Origin of the sequence: Caballeronia humi (assembly GCF_001544475.1) — a bacterium.
Classification (GTDB): Bacteria; Pseudomonadota; Gammaproteobacteria; order Burkholderiales; family Burkholderiaceae; genus Caballeronia; species Caballeronia humi.
Window position 1 is genome coordinate 1 of record NZ_FCNW02000058.1, and the last position, 23,678, is coordinate 23,678.

The window sequence follows — 23,678 nt, forward strand, 5'->3', positions numbered from 1 at the left end:
ATCGACGCCGCCCGGCGCGTGATGCAGGCCGTCGAAGCGGTCACCGCCGACACGTCGCTTCACACGCGCGACCTCGGCGGCACGGCGACCACCGCGCAAGTGACGGCGGCGGTTTGCGCGCTGCTGGAAAAGGCCGAGGCATCGGCGGCGAAGGCCGTCGCGTAAGCACGCCGGGGTCCGGCCAGCAGGCCGGACCTGCCTCTTCGCGTAGAGCTTTCGCGAACAAACCCGTACACAAAAGCCACAGCGCCACGCGGCGGGCGGCGCTCGTCCCTACGCGGCAGAAAACAAAGCAGCAACCATCTTGCATGGGACCAGAGTGAGGCGCTAAAGCGCTAACTGTGGCCGACATACGCTGCATGGGGCCCCAGTTACGCGCACATTCTGGGCGATTCGATCGAAGGCGAGGCGCGTGATGCCGGCGCAGTCATGGCGGGTATCGCGAAGCAGGTGCGGAAGCGCGGCCAGCCGTTCGAGGCGCCCTGCATGTTGCTCTCGGGCGGCGAGACGACCGTCACGATTCGCGGCGACGGCCGGGGCGGGCGCAACGTCGAATTCCTGCTGGCGCTCGGCGTCGCGCTGAACGGTGAGCCCGGTGTCTTCGCGATTGCGGGCGACACGGACGGCGTCGACGGACAGGAGGAAATTGCCGGGGCCGTGCTCATGCCGGACAGCCTGTCGCGAGCGCGATAACGCGGCATCCGTCCCGCGGACAGCCTCGAAAACAACGATGCACACGGATTTTTCCAGGCGCTCGGCGACTCGTTCGTCACCAGGCCGGCGCTCACGAACGTCAACGACTTTCGTGCCATTTTCATTGCCGCTCAAGACGGCGATCTTCCCCGGAGTCACTAAAGATGCGCCGCAATCGAAACGCCAAAATCGTCGCGACCCTCGGTCCCGCGAGCACCAGCCGCGAGACCATCGAAGCCCTGTTTAACGCCGGAGCCGATGTCTTCCGGCTCAATTTCAGCCACGGCACGCACGAGGATCATCAGCGCCGCCTGGAAATCATCCGGTCGATCGAACTGGACGCCGGACGGCCCGTCGGCGTGCTGCTCGACCTGCAAGGCCCGAAGCTGCGCATCGGCACGTTTGCGAACGGGCCGATTCATCTCGAAAAAGGCGCCGCGTTCCGGCTGGACCTTGACGCCAGCACGCCCGGCGACACGAAACGCGTGGCGCTTCCGCATCCGGAGATTTTCGCGGCGCTCAAGCCCGCAACGAACCTTCTGCTCGATGACGGCCGCGTGCAGCTTCGCGTCGAACGCTGCGGGGCGGATTTCGCGGAGACGTCGGTCGTGGTCGGCGGGCCGCTTTCGGAGAGGAAGGGCGTCAACGTGCCGGACGTCGTCCTGCCGCTCTCCGCGATGACCGACAAGGATCGCCGCGATCTCGAATTCGGCCTGACGCTTGGCATCGATTGGCTGGCGCTGTCGTTCGTGCAGCGCGTGGAGGATATCCGGGAGGTGCGGGAGATCGTCGGGGATCGCATCGGCATCGTCGCGAAACTGGAGAAACCGGCGGCGATCGGGAGCCTCGATGCGATCGTCGACGAAGCCGATGCCGTGATGGTCGCGCGCGGCGACCTCGGCGTCGAGATGCCCGCGGAGCAGGTGCCCGCGATCCAGAAGCGCATCGTGCGCGCCTGCCGCAAGGCCGGGAAGCCGGTGATCGTTGCCACGCAGATGCTCGAATCGATGGTCACGGCGCCCGTCCCGACGCGCGCCGAAGCCTCCGACGTGGCGACCGCCATTTACGACGGTGCCGACGCGGTGATGCTGTCCGCCGAATCGGCGAGCGGCAAGTATCCGGTCGAAGCCGTCCGGACGATGGACCTCATCATCGCGCAGACCGAGAGCGATCCCTACTACCGTGAAGTCATCGCGGCCTCGCACGCGGCGCCGCGCGCGAACACGGCGGACGCGATCGGCTACGCGATGCGCCACGTCACCGGCCTGCTCAACGCGGTCGCGACGGTCGCCTACACGAGTTCCGGCTACTCGGCCCTGCGCATGGCGCGCGAGCGGCCGGCCGCTCCGATCATCGGCATGACGCCCCGGCAAGCAACGGCCCGGCGCCTCGCTCTGGCCTGGGGCGTCCACCCGGTCCTGTGCGACGAAGTGATCGATCTGCTCGAAGTCAGCGAACTGGCATGCGCCACCGTCCGCGACGAAGGCTTCGGCAAGACAGGCCAGACCGTTGTCATTTCCGCGGGCATGCCGTTCGGCACGCCCGGCACCACCAACTTGCTGCGCATCGCGCAAATCCAGTGAGGGACGACATGACACGCATTCAGGACGTCACGGGCTTCGAGCCGCTCGATTCCCGAGGCAATCCGACCGTCGCGGAACAGGTCGCGCTCGACGATGGTTCGAAAGGGTGCGCTGTTGCGCCGTCCGGCGCATCGACGGGCGCGCGCGAGGCGCTGGAATTGCGCGACGGCGACAAGTCGCGATATGGCGTCAAGGGTGTGCGGCGGGTGGAGCTGGGCGCCGGCGCGGTCTTCCGTGGATCGGAGGCGATTGCGCCAGCGAACAAAACGTAACACGCGAAGCGCGACCCCCCGAAGGGCCCGCTCGCACTCATATAAATGATTCAGGAGACAACGATGCGCCACTTCTTTGGAAAACTGTACGTCCAGGTGCTGATCGGCGTGTTTGCCGGCGTCGCGCTGGGTTGGTTCTATCCCAGCATGGCGGCCGACTTCAAGCCGCTCGGGGATATCTTCATCAAACTGATCAAGATGGTCTTCGCCCCGATCATCTTCGCGACGGTGGTGCTCGGGATCGCGCGCATGGAGAACATGAAGGAGCTGGGGCGCGTCGGCGTGCGTGCGCTGATCTACTTCGAGGTGCTCTCGACGTTCGCACTGGCGTTGGGTCTCGTTGTCGTGAACGTGGTCGGGCCGGGCAAGGGCATGAACATCGACGCCTCGCAGCTCGACACGCACGCGATCGCCAACTACACGGCGGCCGCGGCCAAGCCGGAGGGGTTCGTCGCGTTCGTCATGCATCTCGTGCCGACGAGCATCGTCGATGCGCTCGCCAAGAACGACATCCTGCAAATACTCGTCTTCGCCACGCTGTTCGGGATCGCGCTCTCGCACATCGGCGCGGCGCGTGCGAAACCGGTCGTCGATTTCCTCGATTCGTTCACGCACGGCGTCTTCAGCGTCGTCGGGATGATCATGCGGCTTGCCCCGCTCGCGGCGTTCGGCGCGATGTCGTTCACGGTCGGGAAGTATGGGCTAGGGTCGATCGTGTCGCTCGGCAAGCTCATGGGCACGATGTACATCACCTGCTTCCTGTTCGTCACGCTCGTACTGGGCATGATCGCGCGGTTCTCGGGCTTCAGCCTCTGGAAGTTCCTGAAGTACATCAAGGACGAACTTTTCACGGTGCTGGGGACGAGTTCATCGGAATCGGTGGTGCCGCAACTGATGCGCAAGCTGGAGCACCTTGGCGTGTCGAAGCCGGTGGTGGGTCTTGTGGTGCCCTCGGGCCTGACGTTCAATCCCGACGGCCAGTGCATCTACTACACGATGGCCGCGATCTTCATCGCGCAGGCGACCAATACGCCGCTTTCGATGACGGATCAGATCGTCATATTGGGTGTGCTGTTGCTGACGTCGAAAGGATCGGCGGGGGTGACAGGGTCGGGGTTCATCACGCTTGCCGCCACGCTGGCTTCGATGGGCAAGATTCCGGTCGCAGGAATGGTGCTGCTGCTGGGCGTGGATCGCTTCATGTCGGAAGCGCGGGCGATTACCAACACGATCGGTAACGCGGTCGGTACGGTGGCGATTGCTCGCTGGGTGGGCTCCGTCGATCGTCAGCGAATGACGGACGTGCTGAACGGTAAGGGCGACGATCCCGAAGATCTGGAAAAACTCTACGAAGGCGACGATGCGCCGACGGCAAAGCCGGTGGCGGATCGGGGGCCCAAAGCAGCCTGAGCTCGATGCAGGTGCTTTTCAGCCGCTCGGTGATTCGGTCTTGACGGGCCGGCTCCGGGCGGACGGCGTTTCCTCCGCCGGTTGGCCTTGTCTCGGCGGGATGGGCGACGTTCACATCGCAGCGCAAAAATTCAAAGCTGAGGACGGTTCTGCGTGTGATACATGACCTTGAGCACGCCGGTTGCGACAAAGATAACGGCGGCGGCAGCACACATGACGATTGAGACCATTTGGGAACTCCGATAAGAAGATTTTGATTGAAGTAAGTATAAACCCTTAGTCATCTCCCAATCGTTCGTTTGTGGATTTGTGTCGATGACACAACGTCGCAGGGCAGTAATTTCGGCTGGAGAATAATGGTCCGGGACGCTCGAATGGGTCCTTTCGCCTTGGCGGAATTGAGTTTCACGGTGTCGCGCTCGATTGGTCCGCTCGGCGGGATATTCGCCGTTTGCCGTTCAACGGACCGCGGTCATTTTGGCGTGTACGGGAAAACCCCTACAGTCTGTTACAATCACGGCGGAAATAAGGAACCCGCCATGCCCCATCGCTACCCGATTCTCGAAAAGATCGCATTCACGCTGTTCACGTTGTCCGCCGTGGTGGACGCAACGTACATCAGCTACGAAAAAAGCCCGAATTTCCGGGACAACATCCACGAAATCATACGGATCGGCGAAGAAATGTCTCGCTTGTATCCGGCTGAAGTTGATCCGTGGATGCAGATCGCAATCAGCTGATCGGTTCATGGGCGGCGCGCGCCGCCATCGATTCCCTGATACGGGCTGCCTGTCCGCGCAGTTCCGAGGCATGCGCTGTACGCGACAGCGTGTTTACCAGCCCAGCTACAACGCTTCAGCGCCGAACCCGAATTTCATCGGCGAATTCAGGGCCAGGTGCGAAGCCACTGGCTCCCGCCGCTTGATCCTGGGGCGTCGGTCCTCAAGCGCCTGCGCACATGTCGTAGCCGCAAGCCGCCGCCGATAAGCCGCAGCATCAAGTGCCCGCCGCAAAGCCCGGCCGCGTCCCGACCTCCAGCGCCAGCCGCAACTCCGCGACCAGCAATCCCCCGCCGAATAACCGATATTCGCGCTCTCCTCGCACGGCTGTCGTGTGCTGCCTTATCCTTGCGGCTTGACCGTCGCGCCGCTCGCGGTTCACGCTCCCGGCGCTTCCCTTTCGATTCCGCAAGCAAGCACGCATGTCGACAGCCTTCCTCACCGATTCTCCCTCCACCGATCAGCTCCGCAGCTTCGCGCGCAGCATCGGCCAGATCCTGCTGCAGCGCAACGCCGCGACCGGCGTGCTGATTTTCGCCGCCGTCTGCGCGTTCAGCCCGCGCCTCGCGTGTGCGCTCGTAATCGGCGCGCTGACGGGCGGCATCCTCGCATACATCGTCGAGGACGCGGATTCGCCGACGATGCGCGACGACCTCTACGGCTTCAACGGCGCGCTCGCCGCGCTCGCGGCCTTCACGTTCATCCGCGACGACTCGCAGGCGGGTGCCGTCGCGATCGTGTCGGCGATGCTCGCGACCGCGCTGTCGTTCAGGCTCGGACACGTGCTGCGGCGCTTCCGGCTGCCGGTGTACTCGAGTCCCGCGATCATCGTGACATGGTGCTGGCTCCCGCTTTTCGCCGATGGAATCCCGTCTAGCGGTCCCGCGGCAGTGGCAGGCACGACGACCGCATGGCTAGAAGCGATCCTTGCGGGCTTTGCCCCGATCGTGTTCACGAGCGGTTTCCTGGCCGGGGCGCTGCTGCTCGTGAGCCTCTGCGCCGCGCGCCCCGCGCATGCAGCGTGGGCGATCGCCGGCAGCACGGTCGGACTTTCGCTGCACGCGATCGCCGGAGCGCCCGACGCGATGCTGCTAAGCGGCGCCTGCGGCTTCAACGCGACACTCACCGCGCTCGCCACGTCGAAATACGGCGTCCGGGCGACGCTCGCCGGCATCGTCGTGGCCGTGGTGATCGAGCGCGCGGCCGCGTCGCTTGGCATCATTTCGCTGACGGCGCCGTTCGTGCTCGCCACCTGGGCCGTGCAGGCAACGATCCATCGCGCCGACGCAACAGCCAACCACGGAGATTCGCATGTCGTTCACCCATCAGCCTGAGCGCCGCATCGCGGCATCGGGCGCCATGTCGAACGCCGAGCACGCGGTGCGCGTCGATCTCGCCGCCGCGTACCGGCTCGTCGCGTTGAACGGCTGGGACGACGTCGTCTACACGCACATTTCCGCGAGTGTGCCCGGCGAACCCGGGCGCTTCCTGATCAACCCGTTCGGCCTCGCGTTCGACGAGGTGAACGCGTCGAATCTCGTGAAGATCGACATCGACGGCAACGTGATCGGCGAGAGCGAGCACCCGGTCAACGCGACGGGCTTCGCGCTGCACGGCGCGGTGCATCGCGCCCGCGCCGACGCGATGTGCGTGATGCATCTGCACGTTACGCAGGCGATCGCGGTGTCCGCGCAGCCCGGCGGCCTCTTGCCCGCGTCACAACACGCGATGCGCTTTCACGGGCACCTCGCTTACCACGACTACGAAGGCGTCGCGTTCTCGCCGGCCGAAGGCACGCGCCTCGTCGCGAACCTCGCCGACAAGCGCGCGATGCTCCTGCGCAACCACGGTCCGCTGACGCTAGGGCGCACGATCGCGGAGGCCTATGTGTTGATGGACATGCTCATCAAGGCATGCGACATTCAATTGCGCGCGCTCGCCGGCCAGACACGCCTGACGGTGCCCACGCCGGAAGTGGTCGATCGCACGGCGCGGCAACTCCACGACGACGATGCCATCGAAGGCGCCCTCGAATGGCCGGCGCTCACGCGCAAGCTCGATCGCATCGATGCTTCGTATCGCGACTAATTTTTTCAACTCTGCTCAAAAAATCACCATGCCGACATTCAACATCCAGCTTTTCGAAGGACGCACGCCCGACGAGAAACGCAAGTTCGTCGAAGCGATCACGCGCGTGACCTGCGAGACGCTCAACTGCCAGCCGGGTTCCGTCGACATCATCCTGACCGACGTCAAGCGCGAGAATTGGGCGACGGCCGGCAAGCTCTGGTCGGAGGAGTAACGCAGGCTACAGCCGGCCCAAGCAAGCGGCGCGAGCAGCCGGCGCAAAAGCGCGTTCATTCGTCCCGCTGGCCGGTTCGCAAGCTCATCGGCAGTTCCTCGGCGAGTTGCCGTTCGACTTCCTCGATCGTCTCGCCGCGATTGAAAAACGCGTTCAGCACGATCGCGAAAATCGCCGCAAGCGTGATGCCGCTGTGCGTGAGCGGCGCGGCCCACGACGGCATCAGGTGAAAGAAGGTCGGCGCGGCGAGCGGAATCACGCCGACGCCGAGACTGATCGCCACGATCAGCAGGTTGTTCTTGCTCTCGTAGTCGACCTTGCTCAGGATCTTCACCCCCGTCGCGGCGACCATTCCGAACATCGCGATTCCCGCGCCGCCGAGCACGACGACCGGAATCGACGCGATGAAATTCGCCAGCTTCGGCAACAGCCCGAGCAACATCAGCAACACACCTGACACCACCACGACCCAGCGACTGCGCACGCCCGTAATCCCGACGAGCCCGATGTTCTGCGAGAACGACGAGTGCGGAAACGTGTTGAAGATGCCGCCGATCAGCGTGCCGAGGCCGTCGGTGCGCAGGCCGCGCGAGGCGTCGTCGCGCGTGACGGGGCGGCGCGTGAGATCGCCGAGCGCGAGGAACATCCCGAGTGACTCGACCATGATCACCACCATCACGAGACACAGCGAAGCGATCGCGGCGACGTCGAAGGTGGGCATGCCGAACGCGAACGGACGCACCGGCGCGAACCAGGCCGCGCGGCCGATACCCGAAAAATCGACGAGCCCGAAAGGCAACGCAAGCAGAAAACCGATCACCATCCCGAGCAGCACGGAAATGTTCGCGAGAAAGCCTTTCAGATACTTGTTGATCAAAAGGATCGCGAGCAGCACGACGACGGCGATCAGCAGGTTCCGCGGCTCGCCGAACGCGGGCGAGCCGCGCCCGCCGCCGGCCCAGTTGATCGCGACAGGGAACAGCGTGATGCCGATCGTCAGGATGATCGTGCCGGTCACGATCGGCGGGAAAAAGCGCATCAGGCGCCCGAAGAACGGTGCGATCAGGATTGCGAAGACGCCCGCGGCCATCGTCGCGCCGAAGATGCCGGTGAGGCCCGCGCCGGAATTCGCCATCGCGACCATCGGACCGACGGGTGCGAAACTCACGCCCATGATGACCGGCAGCCGGATGCCAAATTTCCAGATGCCGATGCACTGGATCAGCGTGACAAGGCCGCAGGCGAAGAGGTCGGAACTGATCAGGAACGCAACCTGATCCTTCGGCAGCTTGAGCGCCGCGCCGATGATGAGCGGCACGGCGATCGCGCCCGCATACATGACGAGCACGTGCTGGATGCCGACCGCCAGCATCTGGCCGAATGGCAAAACTTCGTCAACGGGATGCGTCGATACGGCCATGTTCTCTCCCAAGAGCGGCTGAGGCGCGGTGCGCCGGACTCGTGGTCGAGTATCACAGAGATGGCTGCCGGAAAAATATTGCGGCGCTGATGCGCGCGATCAGCCAGCGCACATCATTCAGCGAGTTCGTAGGCCGTGCTGCGGCCGCCGCCCGGCGCGCGGCGGAGGATGCCGAACTTCACGAGTTCGTTGATATCCCGGAGCGCCGTATCGGCGGAACACTTTGCAATCGACGCCCACTTGCTGCTCGTGAGCTTGCCGTCGAAACCGTCGAGCAGTCGGTTGAGAAGTTTCACTTGCCTTTCATTGAGCGGCATGCCGGCAGCGCGTTGCCAGAAACGCGTGCGGGCGAGCACGGTATCGAGCGCGTGGTGCGCGGCTTCGAGCGCGCGCCGCAGGTTGTCAAGGAACCAAGCGAGCCACGCGGTGACATCGAGAGAACCTTTCTGCGTGCTTTCGAGGATGTCGTAATACGCACGCCGTTCGCGCTGGATTTGCGCCGAGAGGCTGTAGAAGCGCTGCGGGCTTTGGTCGGCGCGGGCGAGCAGCAGATCGCCGATCGCGCGGGCGATGCGGCCGTTCGCATCGTCAAAAGGGTGCAGCGTCACGAACCACAGGTGCGCAAGACCCGCTTTGAGCACGGGATGATCGTTGTGGCTTTCATTAACCCATGCGATGAAGCGCGTCATCGATGCATCGCAGGCGCGGGCGGCGCTTCGAAATGCACGCACTGACGATCCACGACAAAAAAGCCCATTCGCCGCAAAAAATGCGGCGAATGGGCCGTTTAATCACCGCATCGCAGCGATCAGATCTTCTTCGTCATCAATCGGAACTTGTGCAGCAGCGGTTCGGTATAGCCGCTCGGCTGCGTCCGTCCTTCGAAGACCAGCGCGCACGCCGCCTTGAACGCGAGCGATGAATCGAAGCTCGCCGCCATCGGCTTGTAGTACGGATCGCTGGCATTCTGCTCGTCGACGACCACCGCCATTTGCTCCAGCGTCTTCCTCACCATCTCCTCCGAGACGACGCCGTGATGGAGCCAGTTCGCGATGTGCTGGCTGGAAATGCGCAGCGTCGCGCGGTCTTCCATCAGGCCGACATTGTGGATATCCGGCACCTTCGAGCAACCGACGCCCTGATCGACCCAGCGCACCACGTAGCCGAGAATGCCCTGCGCATTGTTCTCGACTTCGCTGCGGCGCTCGTCTTCGCTCCACTTCGCCTCAGCCACGACCGGAATCGTCAGCAGGCCGTCGAGCAGTTCGTCGCGCGCGGCGTTGTAGTCGATGCTTTCCATCCCTTCCTGCACCGACTGCACGTCGACCTGGTGATAGTGCAATGCGTGCAGCGTCGCGGCCGTGGGCGAGGGCACCCACGCGGTGTTGGCGCCCGCCTTCGGATGCGCGATCTTCTGTTCGAGCATCGCGTGCATCAGGTCGGGCATCGCCCACATGCCCTTGCCGATCTGCGCGCGCCCGCGCAGCGACGTGTTCAGTCCGACGAGCACGTTATTGCGCTCATACGCCGCAATCCACGCCGACGACTTCATGTCGCCTTTGCGCATCATCGGACCGGCTTCCATCGACGAATGCATTTCGTCGCCGGTGCGATCGAGGAAGCCCGTGTTGATGAACGCCACGCGCGACGATGCCGCCGCGATACACGCCTTGAGGTTCACGCTCGTGCGGCGCTCCTCGTCCATGATGCCCATCTTGATCGTGTGGCGCGGCAGGCCGAGCAGATCTTCGACGCGCGTGAACAGCTCGTCGGCGAACGCGACTTCGGCGGGGCCGTGCATCTTCGGCTTGACGATGTAGATCGAGCCGGTACGCGAATTGAGCTTCTTCTGCAGGTCGTGCAGGGAACCGAGCGTGGTCATCACGGCATCGAGGATGCCTTCGGGAATCTCGCGGCCGTCGCGATCAAGCACGGCGGGATTCGTCATCAGATGGCCGACGTTGCGGATGAACAAAAGCGACCGGCCGTGCAGTTTCAGCGTGCCGCCGTTGGGCGTCGCGTATTCGCGGTTGGCGTTCATCCGGCGCGTGAATGATTTGCCGCCCTTCGAGACTTCCTCCGCGAGATCGCCCTTCATCAGGCCGAGCCAGTTCTTGTAGAGCTGGACCTTGTCGTCGGCGTCGACGGCCGCGACCGAATCCTCGCAATCGATGATCGTGCTGATGGCCGCTTCGATCAGCACGTCCTTCACGTGCGCGGCATCGGTTTTGCCGATGGCGTGGTTCGCGTCGATCTGGATTTCGAAGTGCAGGTCGTTGTGCTTGAGCAGGATCGCCGACGGCGCGCTCGCGTCGCCCTGGAAACCCGCCAACTGCTCGGGATTCGCGAGGCCCGTGCGCCCGTCCTTCAGCGTGACGACGAGTCGGCCCTGCTCGACGCTGTAGCGCGTCGCGTCGGCGTGCGAGGCGTCGGCGAGGGGGGCGGAGTCGTCGAGGAACGCGCGGGCGCGCGCGATCACCAGCGCGCCGCGCTTCGGATTGAACGCGGCAGCTTTTTCGGCGCCATCGGTTTCGGGGATGACGTCGGTGCCGTAGAGCGCGTCGTAGAGGCTGCCCCAGCGCGCGTTCGCGGCGTTGAGCGCATAGCGCAGGTTCGACAGCGGCACGACGAGCTGCGGTCCTGCCTGCTCGGCGATTTCGCGATCGACGTTCGACGTGGTCGCATGCACGTTCGCGGGCACCGGCACGATATAGCCGATGCTCTCCAGGAATTTGCGGTACGCGCGCACGTCCTTGACCGGACCCGGATTCGCGCGGTGCCAGTTGTCAAGTTCGGTCTGGAGGCGGTCGCGCTCCGCGAGCAGCGCGCGGTTCTTCGGCGCGAGATCGTGGACGAGCGCGTCGAAGCCTTTCCAGAAGGCGGCGCTGTCGATGCCCGTGCCGGGCAGCGCTTCTTCATCGACGAATTGTTTCAAATTGGCTGCGACCTGCAGTCCTTCCTGCTTGATGACTTCACTCATAGGGGCTCCCTGGGGCTTGGCTGTTGGTATGTCTCTTTTTCCGGCACATTTTGTACGTCGGGCTGTGCGCGTGACCTTATGTTATAGCTTCTTCGCCGCCGTCGATCCAGTCTGCGGGCGCGGCGCGGTTTGCAAAACCCATGTCAGTCGCGGATCGTCTCGACGAAAACGCGCGCGACGGCTTCGAGCCCTTGGCGGTCTGCGTTGTCGAAACGCGCGAGTTTGGGGCTGTCGATGTCGAGCACGCCGATCAGTTCTCCGGCGGCGGTCTGCAATGGAATGACGATTTCGGAGCGCGAGGCGGCGTCGCAGGCGATGTGGCCGGGGAACGCGTGGACGTCGGGGACGACCTGCGTTTCGCGCGTTTCTGCGGCGCGGCCGCACACGCCGCGCCCGATCGCGATACGCACGCAGGCGGGCTTGCCCTGAAACGGACCGACGACGAGTTCGCCTTCGGTCAGAAAGTAAAAGCCGGCCCAGTTCAGGTCCGGCATCGAATTGAAGAGAAGGGCGGAAAGGTTCGCGGCGTTCGCGATGCGGTTCGATTCACCGGCGAAGAGCGAGCGGGCCTGCATCGCGAGTTCGCCGTAGAACTCGGCTTTCGGGAGCGTGGCGGATACGGTGCCTTCGAACATTGATCTGGGTCCATCGGGTCGGTTGCGTGCGCCGCGCCGGAGTGGGCCTCGCTGGCGACGCACGGGAACTGACCATGATACGTCGATGGCACCGCGCTTGCACGCGATCACACGCGATCGACGATCGACTTCACTTCGCGTGCGACATCTCCGAGCAGCACCCGCCCGCCTTGGCCGACGCCGCGTCTTCGTAGCGGTCGTGATGACGCATCCAGTCGAGCATGCCGTTCTGCTCGTTGCGGCCCTTCGGCGTGAGTTCGAGCAGCACGTAGGTGGTGAGCGCCATGTCGAGACCGCGCGCGTAGGTCGAATACGTGTGGAAGATGTCGCCCTTTTCGTCCTTGAAAAACACGCTCGCGCCCGGCATTTCGTCGCTTTCGTAGTTCTGCTCGGTGAAGTTGTAGTCCACTTTGCCCTTCGCCTTGTCTTCCTCGGTGAACGAGACGTGGTAGTCGAAATTGAAGTCACTCTGATTCGACGACACCCAGCGGAAATGCCAGCCCATGCGCTTCTTGAACGCCTCGAGCTTCGCAAGCGGCGCACGCGATACCGCTACGTACGACACATCGTGATGCTCGAGATGCGCGATCGTCCCGTCGATGTGATCCGATACGAACGAGCAGCCGCGACATCCTTCCTCCCAGTCCGGCCCGAGCATGAAGTGATAGACGATCAACTGGCTGCGTCCGTCGAAGAGATCGGCGAGCGTGCGTTTGCCTTGCGGAGTATCGAAGGTATAGGTCTTGTCGACACGTACCCACGGCAGCGTCTGGCGTTGCGCGGCGAGCGCGTCGCGGGCATGCGTGAATGCCTTTTCATCGGCGAGCAGCGCGCGGCGCGCCGTCAGCCACTCTTCGATCGAAACGATCCTGTGCTGTTCCATTTGTCGCTCCTCCTTTGAAGCCGGTTAGGCGAAGTACTGCACGAACTTGTCGAGGCAACTGTTCCAGCCTTCGTTGTGGCGGGCGCGGGCCTCGTCGTCGAAGAACTGCTCGTGGGTCAGCGTGAGTTCGGTGCCATCGCCGACGGGGCGCAGCGCGATCGTCACCAGCGACTCGCGCTCCGGCGTGCTGCGCCACGCCCACGTGAAGACGAGCTTCTTGTCGGCGACGATCTCGCGATAGACGCCGCTCACATCGTGCTCTTCGCCGTCGGGCGCGCGCATCACGATGCGGTAGCGGCCGCCGACGCGCACGTCGTTTTCCGCATGGATGCACTCGTTGTCGAGCGGACGCATCCACTGCACTACTTGCGCCGGGTCGGTCCAGGCGGCGAAGACGCGCGCGGGCGACGCTTCGAGCCGGCGGACGAGGGTGAGGCTGGGTTTGGCGCGGGGTTGGGACTGTTCGGACATGCTTCCTCCTCGACGAACGCCGCGAGGCGATCGAGTTGTTCGGTCCAGAAGCGCTGGTAGTGCGTGAGCCACTGCATCGCTTCCTCCATCGGTCCGGGGGCGAGCCGGCACGCGACCGTGCGCCCCGTTTTGCTGCGCGTGACGAGCCCGGCGTCGGACAGCACGTCGAGATGCTTCATCACTGCCGGCAGCGACATCGCGAACGGTTCCGCGAGCGCGCTGATCGACAGGTCGTGCTGATCGGACAGGCGCGCGAGCAGGGCGCGCCGGGTCGGATCGGAAAGAGCGGCGAACGTGCGATCGAGTGGATCGTCGGCGATGGTGGTTTGATACTTAACCATACGGTTTAGTTTAGGCGATGATGCGGGTGTGTCAAGGGGGATTTGGGGTGTCGGGTGACTACGTGGATTCGATTCTGATGGCGTCGAATTCGATCGCCATTTCCGCGCCAAGCGTTGAATACACGTAAGCCAGATGCTTCGCGCGCCGCTCGCCGTTTGCCAGGGCGCTGCACGCTTTGCTGTCAGCCTCGTCGTCGGGAGAGCAATCAACTGCATCGTGAGCGCGATATTGAACAGTTCCCACGCCCGCAGATGAGCGCGGCGTCAGAGCAACGCTCCCCAAAAAAAAAGCGAGCCAAAAGGCTCGCCAAAACCAATCCAAAAAACTCAAAACCCCTCAAAGCAAATCCTCGATCATCACCGGCAGCTTCCTCACATAAACCCCGGTCGCATGATGCACCGCGCTGGTAATCGCCGCCGCGATCCCTGCGAGTCCGATCTCCGCAATCCCTCTCGCGCCGAGTTCATTGAAAATCGTATCGGGATGGTCGAGAAAAGTGACATCGAGCGCCGGTGTATCCGCGTTCGACGCGATGATGTAATCCGCGAGATTGTTGTTGAGCGGCGCGCCATTACGCGAGTCGTAGTGCGTCTGCTCGAATAGCGCCATCCCGACGCCCATCACCACCGCCCCTTCGATCTGATTCCGCCCCGCGTGCGGATTCAAAATGCGCCCCGCATCGATCACGGTCACGACACGGCTCACGCGCAACTGCGCGATCTCGGGTTGCCACGTCACTTCGGCGAAGTGCGCGCCGTACGAATAGATCGAGTACTTCTTCTTCAGCGGATCATCAAAGCCGCCTTTTGCGCTGCCGCTGCCCGATGCCGCGTGCATTTTCGCCGTCTGCAAAATCTGCGCAAAAGGCACCCCGCCCGATGCCGCCTCGCCCTTGCGGTGCACGCGTCCTTCGCTGAAGGCAAGCTCGTCGGGCTTCGCGCCCTTGAACTGCGACTCTTCGAGCGACACAGCCTTCTCAAGCACGATCTTGACCGCCGCGCGAGCCGCATCCGATACGGCCGGAATCACCGACGCCGTCGCCGCCGATCCACCCGAAATCGGACCGGGAGGAAGCGCTGAATCGCCGAGACCGACTTCGATCGCGTCGAGCGGCAAGCCGGTCTGCGCGGAGACCAGCTGCGCGAGAATCGTGTAAGTACCGGTGCCGATGTCCTGCGTGCCGCACACGACGCGCGCCGTGCCATCGGCTCGCAAATCGACGGTGGCATCGGCGGAAAAGCGGATCGCCGGCCACGCGCACGCGCCGACGCCCCAGCCGAGCGTCAGCCCGTCGCGCTGCATCGAACCGACCGCCGACGTGCGCCTGGACCAGCCGAACCTATCCGCGCCGGTGCGCAGGCACTCGACCAGATTGCGCGACGAAAACGGCAAGCCGGTACTCTCGTCGACGTTCGGTTCGTTCATCAGCCGCAACTCGACCGGATCGACATCCAGCTTCGCCGCAAGCTCGTTCATCGCCGATTCGACCGCGTAGAGACCCGGCACGGCGCCCGGTCCGCGCATCGCGGTCGGCGAGCCGACGTTGCGCTTCACCGTGCCCGATGTCACGCGCAGATTCGGCGTGCTGTAGAGCATCGGTGTGATCTCGCCGCAGCTTTCGGAATAGTCGTCGAGCAGTGAGCAATGATTCGCGTAGTCATGACGCAGCGACGTGAGCTTGCCGCTGGCATCGGCGGAGAGGCGCAGGCGCTGCTGCGTGACCGGCCGATGCCCGACGTTCTGGAACATCATCTTGCGGTTCAGGACGAGCTTCACAGGCTGCCCCGTATGGCGCGCAGCCGCCGCGGCGAGCAGCGAATGCGGCCACATCCACAGCTTGCCGCCGAAGCCCGAGCCGAGATAGCGCGAGATCACGCGAACCTTTTCCTTCGGCAGGCCGAGCATCTGCATCAGCGTGCCCTGATGGTTCGAGATCGCCTGCGTGGTCTCGTAGAACGTGTAGCCGTCGCCATCCCACTGCGCGACGGTCGCGTGCAGCTCGATCGGATTGTGCGTCTCGACCGGCGTCACGTACGTTTCATCGATCTTGACAGCGGCGCCGTCGAACGCCTTGGCCGCATCGCCTCGTTTGCTCTCGACCTTCGCCTCGTCCTTGAGCGTGAGTTCGTCGCTGACGTCGTGCGGCGTCACTTCGTAGCCGACTTTCACGGCGGCACTCGCCGCGCTCGCCGCCTCGAACGTCTCCGCGATCACGAGCGCCACGTACTGACCGTAATAGCGGATCACGTCGTCGTCGAGGGGCGGCCGCGCTTCGTCGACGTAGCCGGTATCCATCGAGTTGCCGGAGATGCGAAAGAACTTGCCGACGTTGCCGCGATGCAGGATCGCGCGCACGCCGGGCATGCGCTCGGCGGCGGCGAATTCGAGCGAAGTGATCCTGCCGCTCGCGATCGTGCTGCACACCGGCACGGCGTGCAGCAGGCCGGGCAAATCGACATCAGACGTATAGGTGGCGCCGCCGCTGACTTTCAGCGGCCCGTCGATGCGCCGTTGCGGCTGTCCGATGACGGACAGGGGTGTTTCGATCACGGTTGCCATAAGTGGGTCCTTGGTGCGTGTCAGGCAGGCGCAGTAGCGGCCTTGAGCGCGTGCACGAGGCAGCGCCGGGCGAGTTCGACCTTGAAGCCGTTCTCGCTTTGCGGCTTGGCGCCGGCGAGCGCGGCTGCGGCGGCGCGGGCGAAGGCATCGGCATCGGGTGTAGCCGAGGCGAGCGCCGCTTCGGCTTCGCGCGAGCGCCACGGCTTCGTGCCGACGCCGCCGAGCGCGATGCGCACGTGGCTCAGCGTGCCGTCGGCGACGGTTGCGACCACCGCCGCCGATGCCAGCGCGAACTCGTACGACGCGCGGTCGCGCAGCTTGAGATACACCGAGCGGCTGCCTGCCGCGGGTGGCGCCAGCGTGACATGCGTGATCAGATCGCCGGGTTCGAGCACGGTCTCGCGCTCGGGCGTGTTGCCGGGCAGCAGGAAAAAGTCGTCGATCGCGACCGCGCGCTCGCCGTTCCTGCCCTGAATGTGGATGGTCGCTTCGAGCGCCATCAGCGCGACGTTCATGTCGGACGGATTGCTCGCGATGCACGCGTCGCTCGTACCGAGGATCGCCTGCGTGCGGTTGAAGCCGTCGATTGCCGAGCAGCCCGTGCCGGGCTCGCGCTTGTTGCAGGGCATTGCGGTATCGCGGAAATAGACGCAGCGCGTGCGTTGCAGCAGGTTGCCGCCGGTCGTCGCCATGTTGCGCAACTGCGCCGATGCCCCCGCGAGCAACGCCTGCGACAGCACGGTGTAACGCTCGCGGATCAGCGGATGGTGCGCGAGATCGGCGTTGCGCACCGTCGCGCCGATTTTCACGCCGCCGTCGGCCGTGGCTTCGACCTGGTTCAGCGGCAGGCGGCTGATGTCGATCACGCGGCCCGGCCGTTCGACGTTGAGCTTCATCAGGTCGAGCAGCGTCGTGCCGCCCGCGAGAAAACGCACGTCGGCGCCCTGCTGCGCGGTGCGCGAGGAAGCGCCGGCTTCGATGGCATCGCGCACGTTCGCCGCGCGCGAAAGCTGGAAGAGTTCCATGTCGTCGGGCTCCTCAGGCTTTGCCGCGCACGGCCTGAATCGCCATGACGATGTTTTGATACGCGCCGCAGCGGCACAGGTTGCCGCTCATCGCTTCGCGTACGTCAGCGTCTGCCGGGCCGACCGGTTCGTTCAGGAGCGCGACCGCCGACATCAGTTGCCCGGACGTACAGTAGCCGCACTGGTACCCGTCGCATTCGACGAACGACGCCTGCATCGGATGCAACGCTTCCACGCTGCCGATGCCTTCGATCGTCGTGATCTGGTCGCCTTCGTGATTGGCGGCGAGGCACAGGCACGCGTTCACGCGCCGGCCGTTGACGTGAACCGTGCACGCGCCGCACTGGCCGTGATCGCAGCCCTTTTTCGTGCCGGTCAGGTGCAGGTGCTCGCGAAGCGCGTCGAGAAGCGTGGTGCGCGGGTCGAGCGACATCGAGTAGTTCTTGCCGTTGACCGTCAGTTCGACCGATGACGTCGGCGACGCCACGGGCGCGACCGGCGGCGCAAGCACTTCGGCGGCGTGGCTTCCGTTGAGGGTGGTGGTTTCTTTCTGCTCCGGCACGGGCGGCGTGCGCGGCCTGATGGTGGTGCTGGACTGGGGGACGTGCTGTTGCATCGTGCTTTCTCCTGGCAAGGGACGTGGCTTGGAGAGGACGGATCGTGGCGAGGCTGACGTAGAGATATCGGCTGATGGACCACTCAGGCAGTATAGGCACCTGCGAATGCTTTTTCAGTGGCCGCCGACCCGGCTCGCGTGCGCTGTTGCAGCGCACGATTTATGCCTGACTGCCGATTCAGAGGCCGCGCATGTAAGCGACGATTGAATCGTTCACGCGTTCTGGCATCTGCCGATGCGGGGAGTGTCCACAATCGGGCAATTTCGCCAGTTTCGTCTGCGGGACGTATTCAGCGATGGTGTCGATCTGCGCCATCGACGCGTATTCGTCGTCCTCGCCCTGGATGGCGAGCAGCGGACACGCGATCGACGCCAGTTCCCCCGTGATGTCCCACGCGCGAAATGCAGGATCGAGCCAGATGTCGTTCCAGCCGAAGAACGCGGAATCCACGTCGTCGTGATAGCGCGCGAGCTTTTCGCGCATGCCGGTGTTTTCGTAGGCGTGCTTCGTCGCGCGGATCGCATCGACCGATTCCTGCTCCACCGTCACGTGCGGCGCGAGCACGACCGCGCCCGCGAGCGCCTTCGGAAACGCTGCGGCGTACAGGAGTGCGATCGAGCCGCCGTCGCTATGACCGATCAGCCACATGCGGCGGCGTTCGGCGGCATCGATACCGAGCGTATCGAGAAGCGCGGGCAGCACGTCGCAAGCCTGCCGATGCATGAAATCGACCGACCACTTCACGCCCGGCGTGCGCGGCGTCGAACGGCCGTAGCCGGGGCGCGAGTAGACGAGCCCGCGCAGACCGAGCGCATCGCAGAGCGTTTGTGGCCAGTCGCGCCACATCGCGATCGAGCCGAGCCCTTCGTGCAGGAACACGGCGATGGGCGAATCGGCGCGCTCCGCGTTCAGCCATTGGTATTCGACGCTCAGCGCATCGGGCAAGGTCGCAAACGAAGATCGATTCATGATGAGATGGAGGAATAGCGCTTCGACGATGATAGCGCGCGTCCGAGGACGGATAGACTTGCGATTTGCGCATTGCCGACGAGGAGCCATCGATGAAAGCAGATTCCGGCGTCGTAGCGGCGATCGACTCGCGGCGATCGATCCGCGCGTTCCTCCCCGACGCCATCGACGACGCGACGATCGAATCCATGTTCGAACACGCAAGCCGCGCGCCATCGGGCAGCAATATCCAGCCGTGGAAAGTGTACGTGCTGACGGGCGCGGTCAAGGAGGAACTATCGCGCGCGGTTCTGCGCGTCTTCAACGACCCCGAAGCCGACAGCCTGCACGAGGAAGAATTCGCGTACTACCCGAAGACCTGGGCGTCGCCGTTCATCGAACGCAGACGCACGCTCGGGCTCGAACTGTATTCGCTGCTCGGCCTGGCGCGTGACGACAAGGAAGGCATGAAGGCGCAGATGGGGCGCAATTTCGAATTCTTCGGCGCGCCGGTCGGCATCATTTTCACGACCGATCGCAACATGGAGCGCGGTTCGTGGCTCGACTACGGCATGTTCCTGCAGAACGTCATGCTGATGGCGCGTGCCTTCGGACTCGATACGTGTCCGCAGGCGGCGTTCAACCGCTATCACAGGATCATCGCGGAGCAGTTGGGATTGCCTGAGAACGAGCGGGTGGTGTGCGGGATGAGCCTTGGCCTCGCGGATCCGTCGAAGCCGGAGAACAGGCTCGCGAGCGAGCGCGAGCCGGTGAAAAGCATCGTGCGTTTTTTGCGCTGACGGTTACAGCGGTGCGTGGATGAACAGCTTCGCGACGATCGACAAGAGCCCCGCGCCCACCGCGACGATCGCGATGAGGGCGACGATGACGATGAACAGGCGCCACAGGGTTTGCATGCGCTTCACCAAAAAAGACGGCCGCCGAGGCGGCCGGAAGGAGGGGATTCGATTCTGAGGGGAATCGAGGGTCAGGTTAGGCGGCGTTTCTTAAGGCAGACTTAAGGTTGGCCAAAACGCATGCCGTGTTCCCACCGTGCCGACGAACTGCGACGGCCCGGACGAGGGCGTCGTGTTCCGCGAATCCCCGACGACCGCCACGGCATCGACGACTCGTCCCCACGCCCGACGCGACGAGCGTCTGTCCCTGCGCGCGCTGATGCGCCTGCAAGGCATAGAGCGCCGTGCGCTTCGACAGACTGTACGTTTGTTCAAGCGATAACTGGTGATAGCGTGCCGCATCGCTGACGCCGTTCGACTTGCTGGCGCGCGTGTAGCTGTACCCCGCGCCGACGATCACCATCGGCGTAAATCGATAGGTCGAAATCACGCCGTAGGTATTGAACACTGCTTCGACGCGACGAGCCCGATGCACGCCGGACCGATCATCATCACCGCGCCCACGACGACGCCCGCGCGATGCGTGACCAGATCAGCTGTACGCGCAGATGCTTCATTAGAAAGGGCGAGAGGTAACCGCCGAACAGGCCGCCCAGATCGGCGGCGAAGAAAGGCAGCCACGCAAACAGGGCGATCTCCTTGAGGTCCATCTGACGCTCGGTGACGAGATAGAGCGGAATCCAGAAGCTGAACGTCTGCCAGGCTGGTTCCGGGAAAAAACGCGCTTGTGCGATGGCCCAGAAGCGGCGGGTGCCGAGCACGCTGTGGAGTCCGCGCTTGCCTGTGCCGATACCGATGCCGTTTTGGCCCGAGATAATGGTGTCGCGTTTGTTGTCGCAGATGCGAGTGTGTTCAGCGTGCCCGTGCAGACGAGCGCGATGATCCACCAGCGCACACCGGTAATGGTTCTTTTCAAGCATGTCTCCCTTTCTTGATTTGCTCATCTTCTAGTTCGAATTCGAACTTAAACGAACATTAACTGGGAGGTCATCGTACTACTGGGTCTACGATGGAGAACTGGTGGAAATCATAGTTATCAAGCGTTAGACGCTCGATCATAAGACGCCCAGTGAGGGTTATGTCGTTGAGTTATATGACGACTGGACGTGAATGTTGATACTTATTGTTCGATTATGAACATTTGTTTTCGGCTTTGAATTCCTAAGTAATTCGCGCCTCATTCGCAAGTTCGTTCTTGGAAATACGAGGCGCATCTAAGAACGCCTTGAGACCATGTGCGACCAAAGCCGATTAATTTTCCGTTTGCAATGCCAACCGGGATCGCTTACTTTGTAGCCGTTCTGCATGACTTGTTGGGAGAGACCGCGCATTCGATGCACGGCGCCGACGGAGCAACCGCCCCGGAAACTCTCAGGCGAAAGGACCAGCAGGTTAGACACAGAACATCTGGAGAGAGGCGCGTCGCGCCCACCGAAGGGGATCTCCGCCACCCGCTGGCGGAGTCAAGCTCTCAGGTACACAGACAGATGGGGCGTAGGTGCCGGTGTTCGGCGCCCTCAACGCAACCATCTGGAACTGTCATGTCCCACTACGCCGTCATCGGCGCCGGCATCACCGGCGTCACCACCGCGCATGCGCTCGCCGAGCGCGGCTTCCAGGTCACCGTCATCGATCGTCATCGCTACGCCGCGATGGAGACGTCGTTCGCGAACGGCGGCCAGCTCTCCGCGAGCAACGCCGAAGTCTGGAACAGCGCCGCGACCGTGCTCAAAGGCATCCGCTGGATGTTCACGCGCGATGCGCCGCTTCTCATGAACCCGTCGCCGGGCTGGCACAAGTATTCCTGGATGGCCGAATTCGTCGGGCAGATCAGGAATTACCGCGCGAATACGATTGAGACGACGCGGCTCGCGATCGAATCGCGGCGGCATCTGTTCGATATCGCAGAGCGCGAGAGCATCGACTTCGATCTGGAGCGGCGCGGCATCCTGCACGTCTATCACGACAAGCCGGGTTTCGAGGCGGCGGCGCGGGTGAACGCGCTGCTCGCGCAAGGCGGCCTCGACCGGCGCGCCGTCACTGCCGCCGAAATTCGCTCGATCGAGCCCGCGCTGCGCGGTGAATTCCACGGTGGCTTCTTCACGCCGTCCGATTCGACCGGCGACATCCACAAGTTCACGCGCGGCCTCGCGCGTGCGTGCGAGCGCCGGGGTGTCGCGTTCATGCACGACACGACGATCGAATCGGTCGGTCGCGTGGGCACACGGTTCGACGTGTCGGTCAAGCGCGCGGCGGGCGATGGCGATGTGGAGACCGAGCGGCACCGGTTCGACGGCATCGTCGTGTGTGCGGGCGTGGCGAGCCGCAATATCGCCGCGATGCTCGGCGACCGCGTCAACATCTATCCGGTCAAGGGCTATTCGATCACCGTCGGACTCGACGACGAAGCGAGCCAGCAGGCCGCGCCGTGGGTCAGCCTGCTCGACGACTCCGCGAAGATCGTCACGAGCCGCCTCGGGGCGAACCGTTTTCGCGTCGCGGGGACGGCGGAGATCAACGGCTTCAACCGCGACATCCGCGCGGACCGGATCGCGCCGCTCGTCGACTGGACGCGGCGGCATTTCAGCGGCATCGACACGTCGAAGGTGATCCCGTGGAGCGGCTTGCGCCCGATGATGCCGGGGATGATGCCGAAGGTGTCGAAGGGCAGACAGGCAGGCGTGTACTACAACACCGGGCATGGGCATCTGGGATGGACGCTTTCGGCGGCGACGGCGCAGTTGGTGGTCGGGGCGATTGCGGCTTAGCGGTAGATGGCGTGGGCTGCTTGGCGACGCCACGCCGTTCGTCGCAAGGCTGGACAACACGGCTCATGGGCGCCGGGCGTTTCGTCGAACACCGCGAGCCGAAGCAAGCGCTCACCGCCTTCGCTAGAATGAATCCACCTCATTCGGCGAAGGTGGACCATGCTCGAATTCCAGCACCACGCGAAGACAGCGAAGCTCGACATCGCCTACGCCGATGCCGGCCCCGCCGACGCTCCCGCGGTCATCCTGCTGCACGGCTGGCCGGATGCGGCGCGCGCATGGTCGCGCGTCGCGACGCGGCTGAACGACGCGGGCTTTCGGACCATCGTCCCTGAATTGCGCGGGTCGGGCGCGACGCGCTTTCTGCATGACGACACCGTGCGCGACGGCTCGGGCGTCGCTCTGGCGCAAGATGCAATCGATCTCGCCGATGCGCTCGGGCTTTCGACCTTCGACGTCGTCGGCCACGACTGGGGCGCGCGCGCCGTTTACACGACGGCGGCGCTCTTTCCCAAGCGCGTGCGGCGCATCGCGGCGCTGGCGCTCGCGTTCCAGCCGCGCGGCGCGTTCACGCTGCCGGGCTTCTCGCAAGCGCGCAAGTTCTGGTACCAGTGGTTCATGACACTCGACGATGCGCCGTCAGTGATCCGCGCCGATCCCAAGGGCTTTGCGCGCATCCAGTGGGACACATGGTCGCCGCCTGGCTGGTTCGACGACGCCGAGTTCGACGCCACCGCGCGTGCCTTCGACAACCCCGACTGGGTGCCGATCACGCTCAACGGTTACCGGCGGCGCTGGCGCAAGGACGAAGCGTCCGATGCGTCTTATGCGGCGCTATACGCGCGACTGGCGACGATCGAACGGCTCGGCACGCCGACGCTGATGCTGCAAGGCGCCGTCGATCTGTGCGACGAGGCGGAATCGTCGGAGGGGATGGAAGGGTATTTCACGGGCGGTTACCGGCGGGTATTGCTGGAAGGCGCCGGACACTTCCCGCTACGGGAAACGCCCGATGCCGTCGCCGATGCGGTGATCGCGCATCTGCGTTGAGGCGGGTTGCAGCGCGCCACGGCG

At 64.1% G+C, this 23,678-nt stretch carries 19 protein-coding genes, 6 pseudogenes and 2 riboswitches; of the genes and pseudogenes, 12 read left to right on the top strand and 13 right to left on the bottom strand.

Annotated features, from left to right (window positions below; translation table 11 throughout):
* The 9 genes and pseudogenes from AWB65_RS35905 to AWB65_RS29675 all read left to right on the top strand — a co-directional run.
* Nucleotides 1–165, top strand: a pseudogene (locus AWB65_RS35905) (tartrate dehydrogenase); the annotation flags it as partial.
* Nucleotides 166–378: 213 nt separating this feature from the next.
* Nucleotides 379–855: pseudogene (locus AWB65_RS29635) on the top strand (MOFRL family protein); the annotation flags it as partial.
* 2 nt (nucleotides 856–857) lie between these two features.
* Nucleotides 858–2,276: a pyruvate kinase gene (gene pyk / locus AWB65_RS29640; protein ID WP_087670512.1), complete on the top strand. Its 1,419-nt coding sequence runs from the start codon at nucleotides 858–860 to the stop codon at nucleotides 2,274–2,276.
* Between the two features lie 8 nt (nucleotides 2,277–2,284).
* Nucleotides 2,285–2,482, top strand: a pseudogene (gene eno, locus AWB65_RS29645) (phosphopyruvate hydratase); the annotation flags it as partial.
* Nucleotides 2,483–2,611: 129 nt separating this feature from the next.
* Nucleotides 2,612–3,958, top strand: a complete 1,347-nt coding sequence (gene dctA, locus AWB65_RS29650) for a C4-dicarboxylate transporter DctA (protein ID WP_087670514.1) — start codon at nucleotides 2,612–2,614, stop codon at nucleotides 3,956–3,958.
* 374 nt (nucleotides 3,959–4,332) lie between these two features.
* Nucleotides 4,333–4,698, top strand: a complete 366-nt coding sequence (locus tag AWB65_RS37170; RefSeq protein ID WP_235007839.1) for a hypothetical protein — start codon at nucleotides 4,333–4,335, stop codon at nucleotides 4,696–4,698.
* Between the two features lie 461 nt (nucleotides 4,699–5,159).
* Nucleotides 5,160–6,071: an urea transporter gene (locus AWB65_RS29665; protein WP_087670516.1), complete on the top strand. Its 912-nt coding sequence runs from the start codon at nucleotides 5,160–5,162 to the stop codon at nucleotides 6,069–6,071.
* The gene (locus tag AWB65_RS29670; protein ID WP_087670517.1) at nucleotides 6,049–6,825 is read left to right on the top strand and encodes a class II aldolase/adducin family protein; all 777 of its coding nucleotides are present in this window, start codon (nucleotides 6,049–6,051) and stop codon (nucleotides 6,823–6,825) included. The genes AWB65_RS29665 and AWB65_RS29670 overlap by 23 nt, the downstream gene beginning before the upstream one ends.
* Nucleotides 6,826–6,853: 28 nt before the next feature.
* The gene (locus tag AWB65_RS29675) at nucleotides 6,854–7,039 is read left to right on the top strand and encodes a 4-oxalocrotonate tautomerase (protein ID WP_087670518.1); all 186 of its coding nucleotides are present in this window, start codon (nucleotides 6,854–6,856) and stop codon (nucleotides 7,037–7,039) included.
* 55 nt (nucleotides 7,040–7,094) lie between these two features.
* On the opposite strand, the gene AWB65_RS29680 is transcribed toward AWB65_RS29675, so the two are convergent.
* The 11 genes and pseudogenes from AWB65_RS29680 to AWB65_RS29730 all read right to left on the bottom strand — a co-directional run bounded on the left by AWB65_RS29680 (nucleotide 7,095) and on the right by AWB65_RS29730 (nucleotide 18,940).
* Nucleotides 7,095–8,459 carry a nucleobase:cation symporter-2 family protein gene (locus AWB65_RS29680; protein ID WP_087670519.1) on the bottom strand — a complete coding sequence of 455 codons (1,365 nt, stop codon included), beginning with the start codon at nucleotides 8,457–8,459 and terminating at the stop codon, nucleotides 7,095–7,097.
* A gap of 113 nt (nucleotides 8,460–8,572) precedes the next feature.
* A pseudogene (locus tag AWB65_RS29685) lies at nucleotides 8,573–9,201 on the bottom strand (Fic family protein); the annotation flags it as partial.
* A gap of 66 nt (nucleotides 9,202–9,267) precedes the next feature.
* The gene (locus AWB65_RS29690; protein WP_087670521.1) at nucleotides 9,268–11,439 is read right to left on the bottom strand and encodes a malate synthase G; all 2,172 of its coding nucleotides are present in this window, start codon (nucleotides 11,437–11,439) and stop codon (nucleotides 9,268–9,270) included.
* Between the two features lie 143 nt (nucleotides 11,440–11,582).
* On the bottom strand, nucleotides 11,583–12,074 hold the full coding sequence (msrC, locus tag AWB65_RS29695) for a free L-methionine (R)-S-oxide reductase MsrC (protein WP_087670522.1): 492 nt from the start codon (nucleotides 12,072–12,074) through the stop codon (nucleotides 11,583–11,585).
* Between the two features lie 130 nt (nucleotides 12,075–12,204).
* A complete protein-coding gene (locus AWB65_RS29700) occupies nucleotides 12,205–12,957 on the bottom strand; it encodes a DUF899 domain-containing protein (protein WP_087670523.1) in 753 nt (250 codons plus the stop codon).
* Between the two features lie 24 nt (nucleotides 12,958–12,981).
* Nucleotides 12,982–13,311 (bottom strand): SRPBCC family protein, encoded by a 330-nt coding sequence (locus tag AWB65_RS29705; protein WP_327359304.1) that lies wholly within the window; start codon nucleotides 13,309–13,311, stop codon nucleotides 12,982–12,984.
* Between the two features lie 8 nt (nucleotides 13,312–13,319).
* Nucleotides 13,320–13,769 carry an ArsR/SmtB family transcription factor gene (locus tag AWB65_RS29710; protein ID WP_087670525.1) on the bottom strand — a complete coding sequence of 150 codons (450 nt, stop codon included), beginning with the start codon at nucleotides 13,767–13,769 and terminating at the stop codon, nucleotides 13,320–13,322.
* Nucleotides 13,770–14,106: 337 nt separating this feature from the next.
* The gene (locus tag AWB65_RS29715) at nucleotides 14,107–16,329 is read right to left on the bottom strand and encodes a xanthine dehydrogenase family protein molybdopterin-binding subunit (RefSeq protein WP_087670526.1); all 2,223 of its coding nucleotides are present in this window, start codon (nucleotides 16,327–16,329) and stop codon (nucleotides 14,107–14,109) included.
* A 20-nt stretch (nucleotides 16,330–16,349) separates the two neighbouring features.
* Nucleotides 16,350–17,354 carry an FAD binding domain-containing protein gene (locus AWB65_RS29720; protein ID WP_087670527.1) on the bottom strand — a complete coding sequence of 335 codons (1,005 nt, stop codon included), beginning with the start codon at nucleotides 17,352–17,354 and terminating at the stop codon, nucleotides 16,350–16,352.
* Between the two features lie 13 nt (nucleotides 17,355–17,367).
* Nucleotides 17,368–17,970 (bottom strand): (2Fe-2S)-binding protein, encoded by a 603-nt coding sequence (locus tag AWB65_RS29725; protein WP_087670528.1) that lies wholly within the window; start codon nucleotides 17,968–17,970, stop codon nucleotides 17,368–17,370.
* 178 nt (nucleotides 17,971–18,148) lie between these two features.
* Nucleotides 18,149–18,940: an alpha/beta fold hydrolase gene (locus tag AWB65_RS29730; RefSeq protein WP_087670529.1), complete on the bottom strand. Its 792-nt coding sequence runs from the start codon at nucleotides 18,938–18,940 to the stop codon at nucleotides 18,149–18,151.
* A 92-nt stretch (nucleotides 18,941–19,032) separates the two neighbouring features.
* Between AWB65_RS29730 and AWB65_RS29735 the strand changes: the two genes are divergently transcribed.
* A complete protein-coding gene (locus AWB65_RS29735; RefSeq protein ID WP_087670530.1) occupies nucleotides 19,033–19,719 on the top strand; it encodes a nitroreductase in 687 nt (228 codons plus the stop codon).
* A 207-nt stretch (nucleotides 19,720–19,926) separates the two neighbouring features.
* Here the strand turns inward: AWB65_RS29735 and AWB65_RS29740 are convergent.
* Both AWB65_RS29740 and AWB65_RS29745 read right to left on the bottom strand, forming a co-directional pair.
* A pseudogene (locus AWB65_RS29740) lies at nucleotides 19,927–20,290 on the bottom strand (porin); the annotation flags it as partial.
* Nucleotides 20,290–20,693 (bottom strand): annotated as a pseudogene (locus tag AWB65_RS29745) (MFS transporter); the annotation flags it as partial. The pseudogenes AWB65_RS29745 and AWB65_RS29740, both read right to left, overlap by 1 nt.
* 447 nt (nucleotides 20,694–21,140) lie before the next feature.
* Nucleotides 21,141–21,233, top strand: a riboswitch (glycine riboswitch).
* A riboswitch (glycine riboswitch) is annotated at nucleotides 21,234–21,333 on the top strand.
* Nucleotides 21,334–21,377: 44 nt separating this feature from the next.
* On the opposite strand from AWB65_RS29745, the gene AWB65_RS29750 reads away from it, so the two are divergent.
* Nucleotides 21,378–22,604: a D-amino acid dehydrogenase gene (locus AWB65_RS29750; protein ID WP_087670531.1), complete on the top strand. Its 1,227-nt coding sequence runs from the start codon at nucleotides 21,378–21,380 to the stop codon at nucleotides 22,602–22,604.
* 159 nt (nucleotides 22,605–22,763) lie between these two features.
* Entirely contained in the window at nucleotides 22,764–23,654 is an 891-nt protein-coding gene (locus AWB65_RS29755) for an alpha/beta fold hydrolase (RefSeq protein ID WP_087670532.1), read from the top strand.
* Nucleotides 23,655–23,678 lie beyond the last annotated feature (24 nt).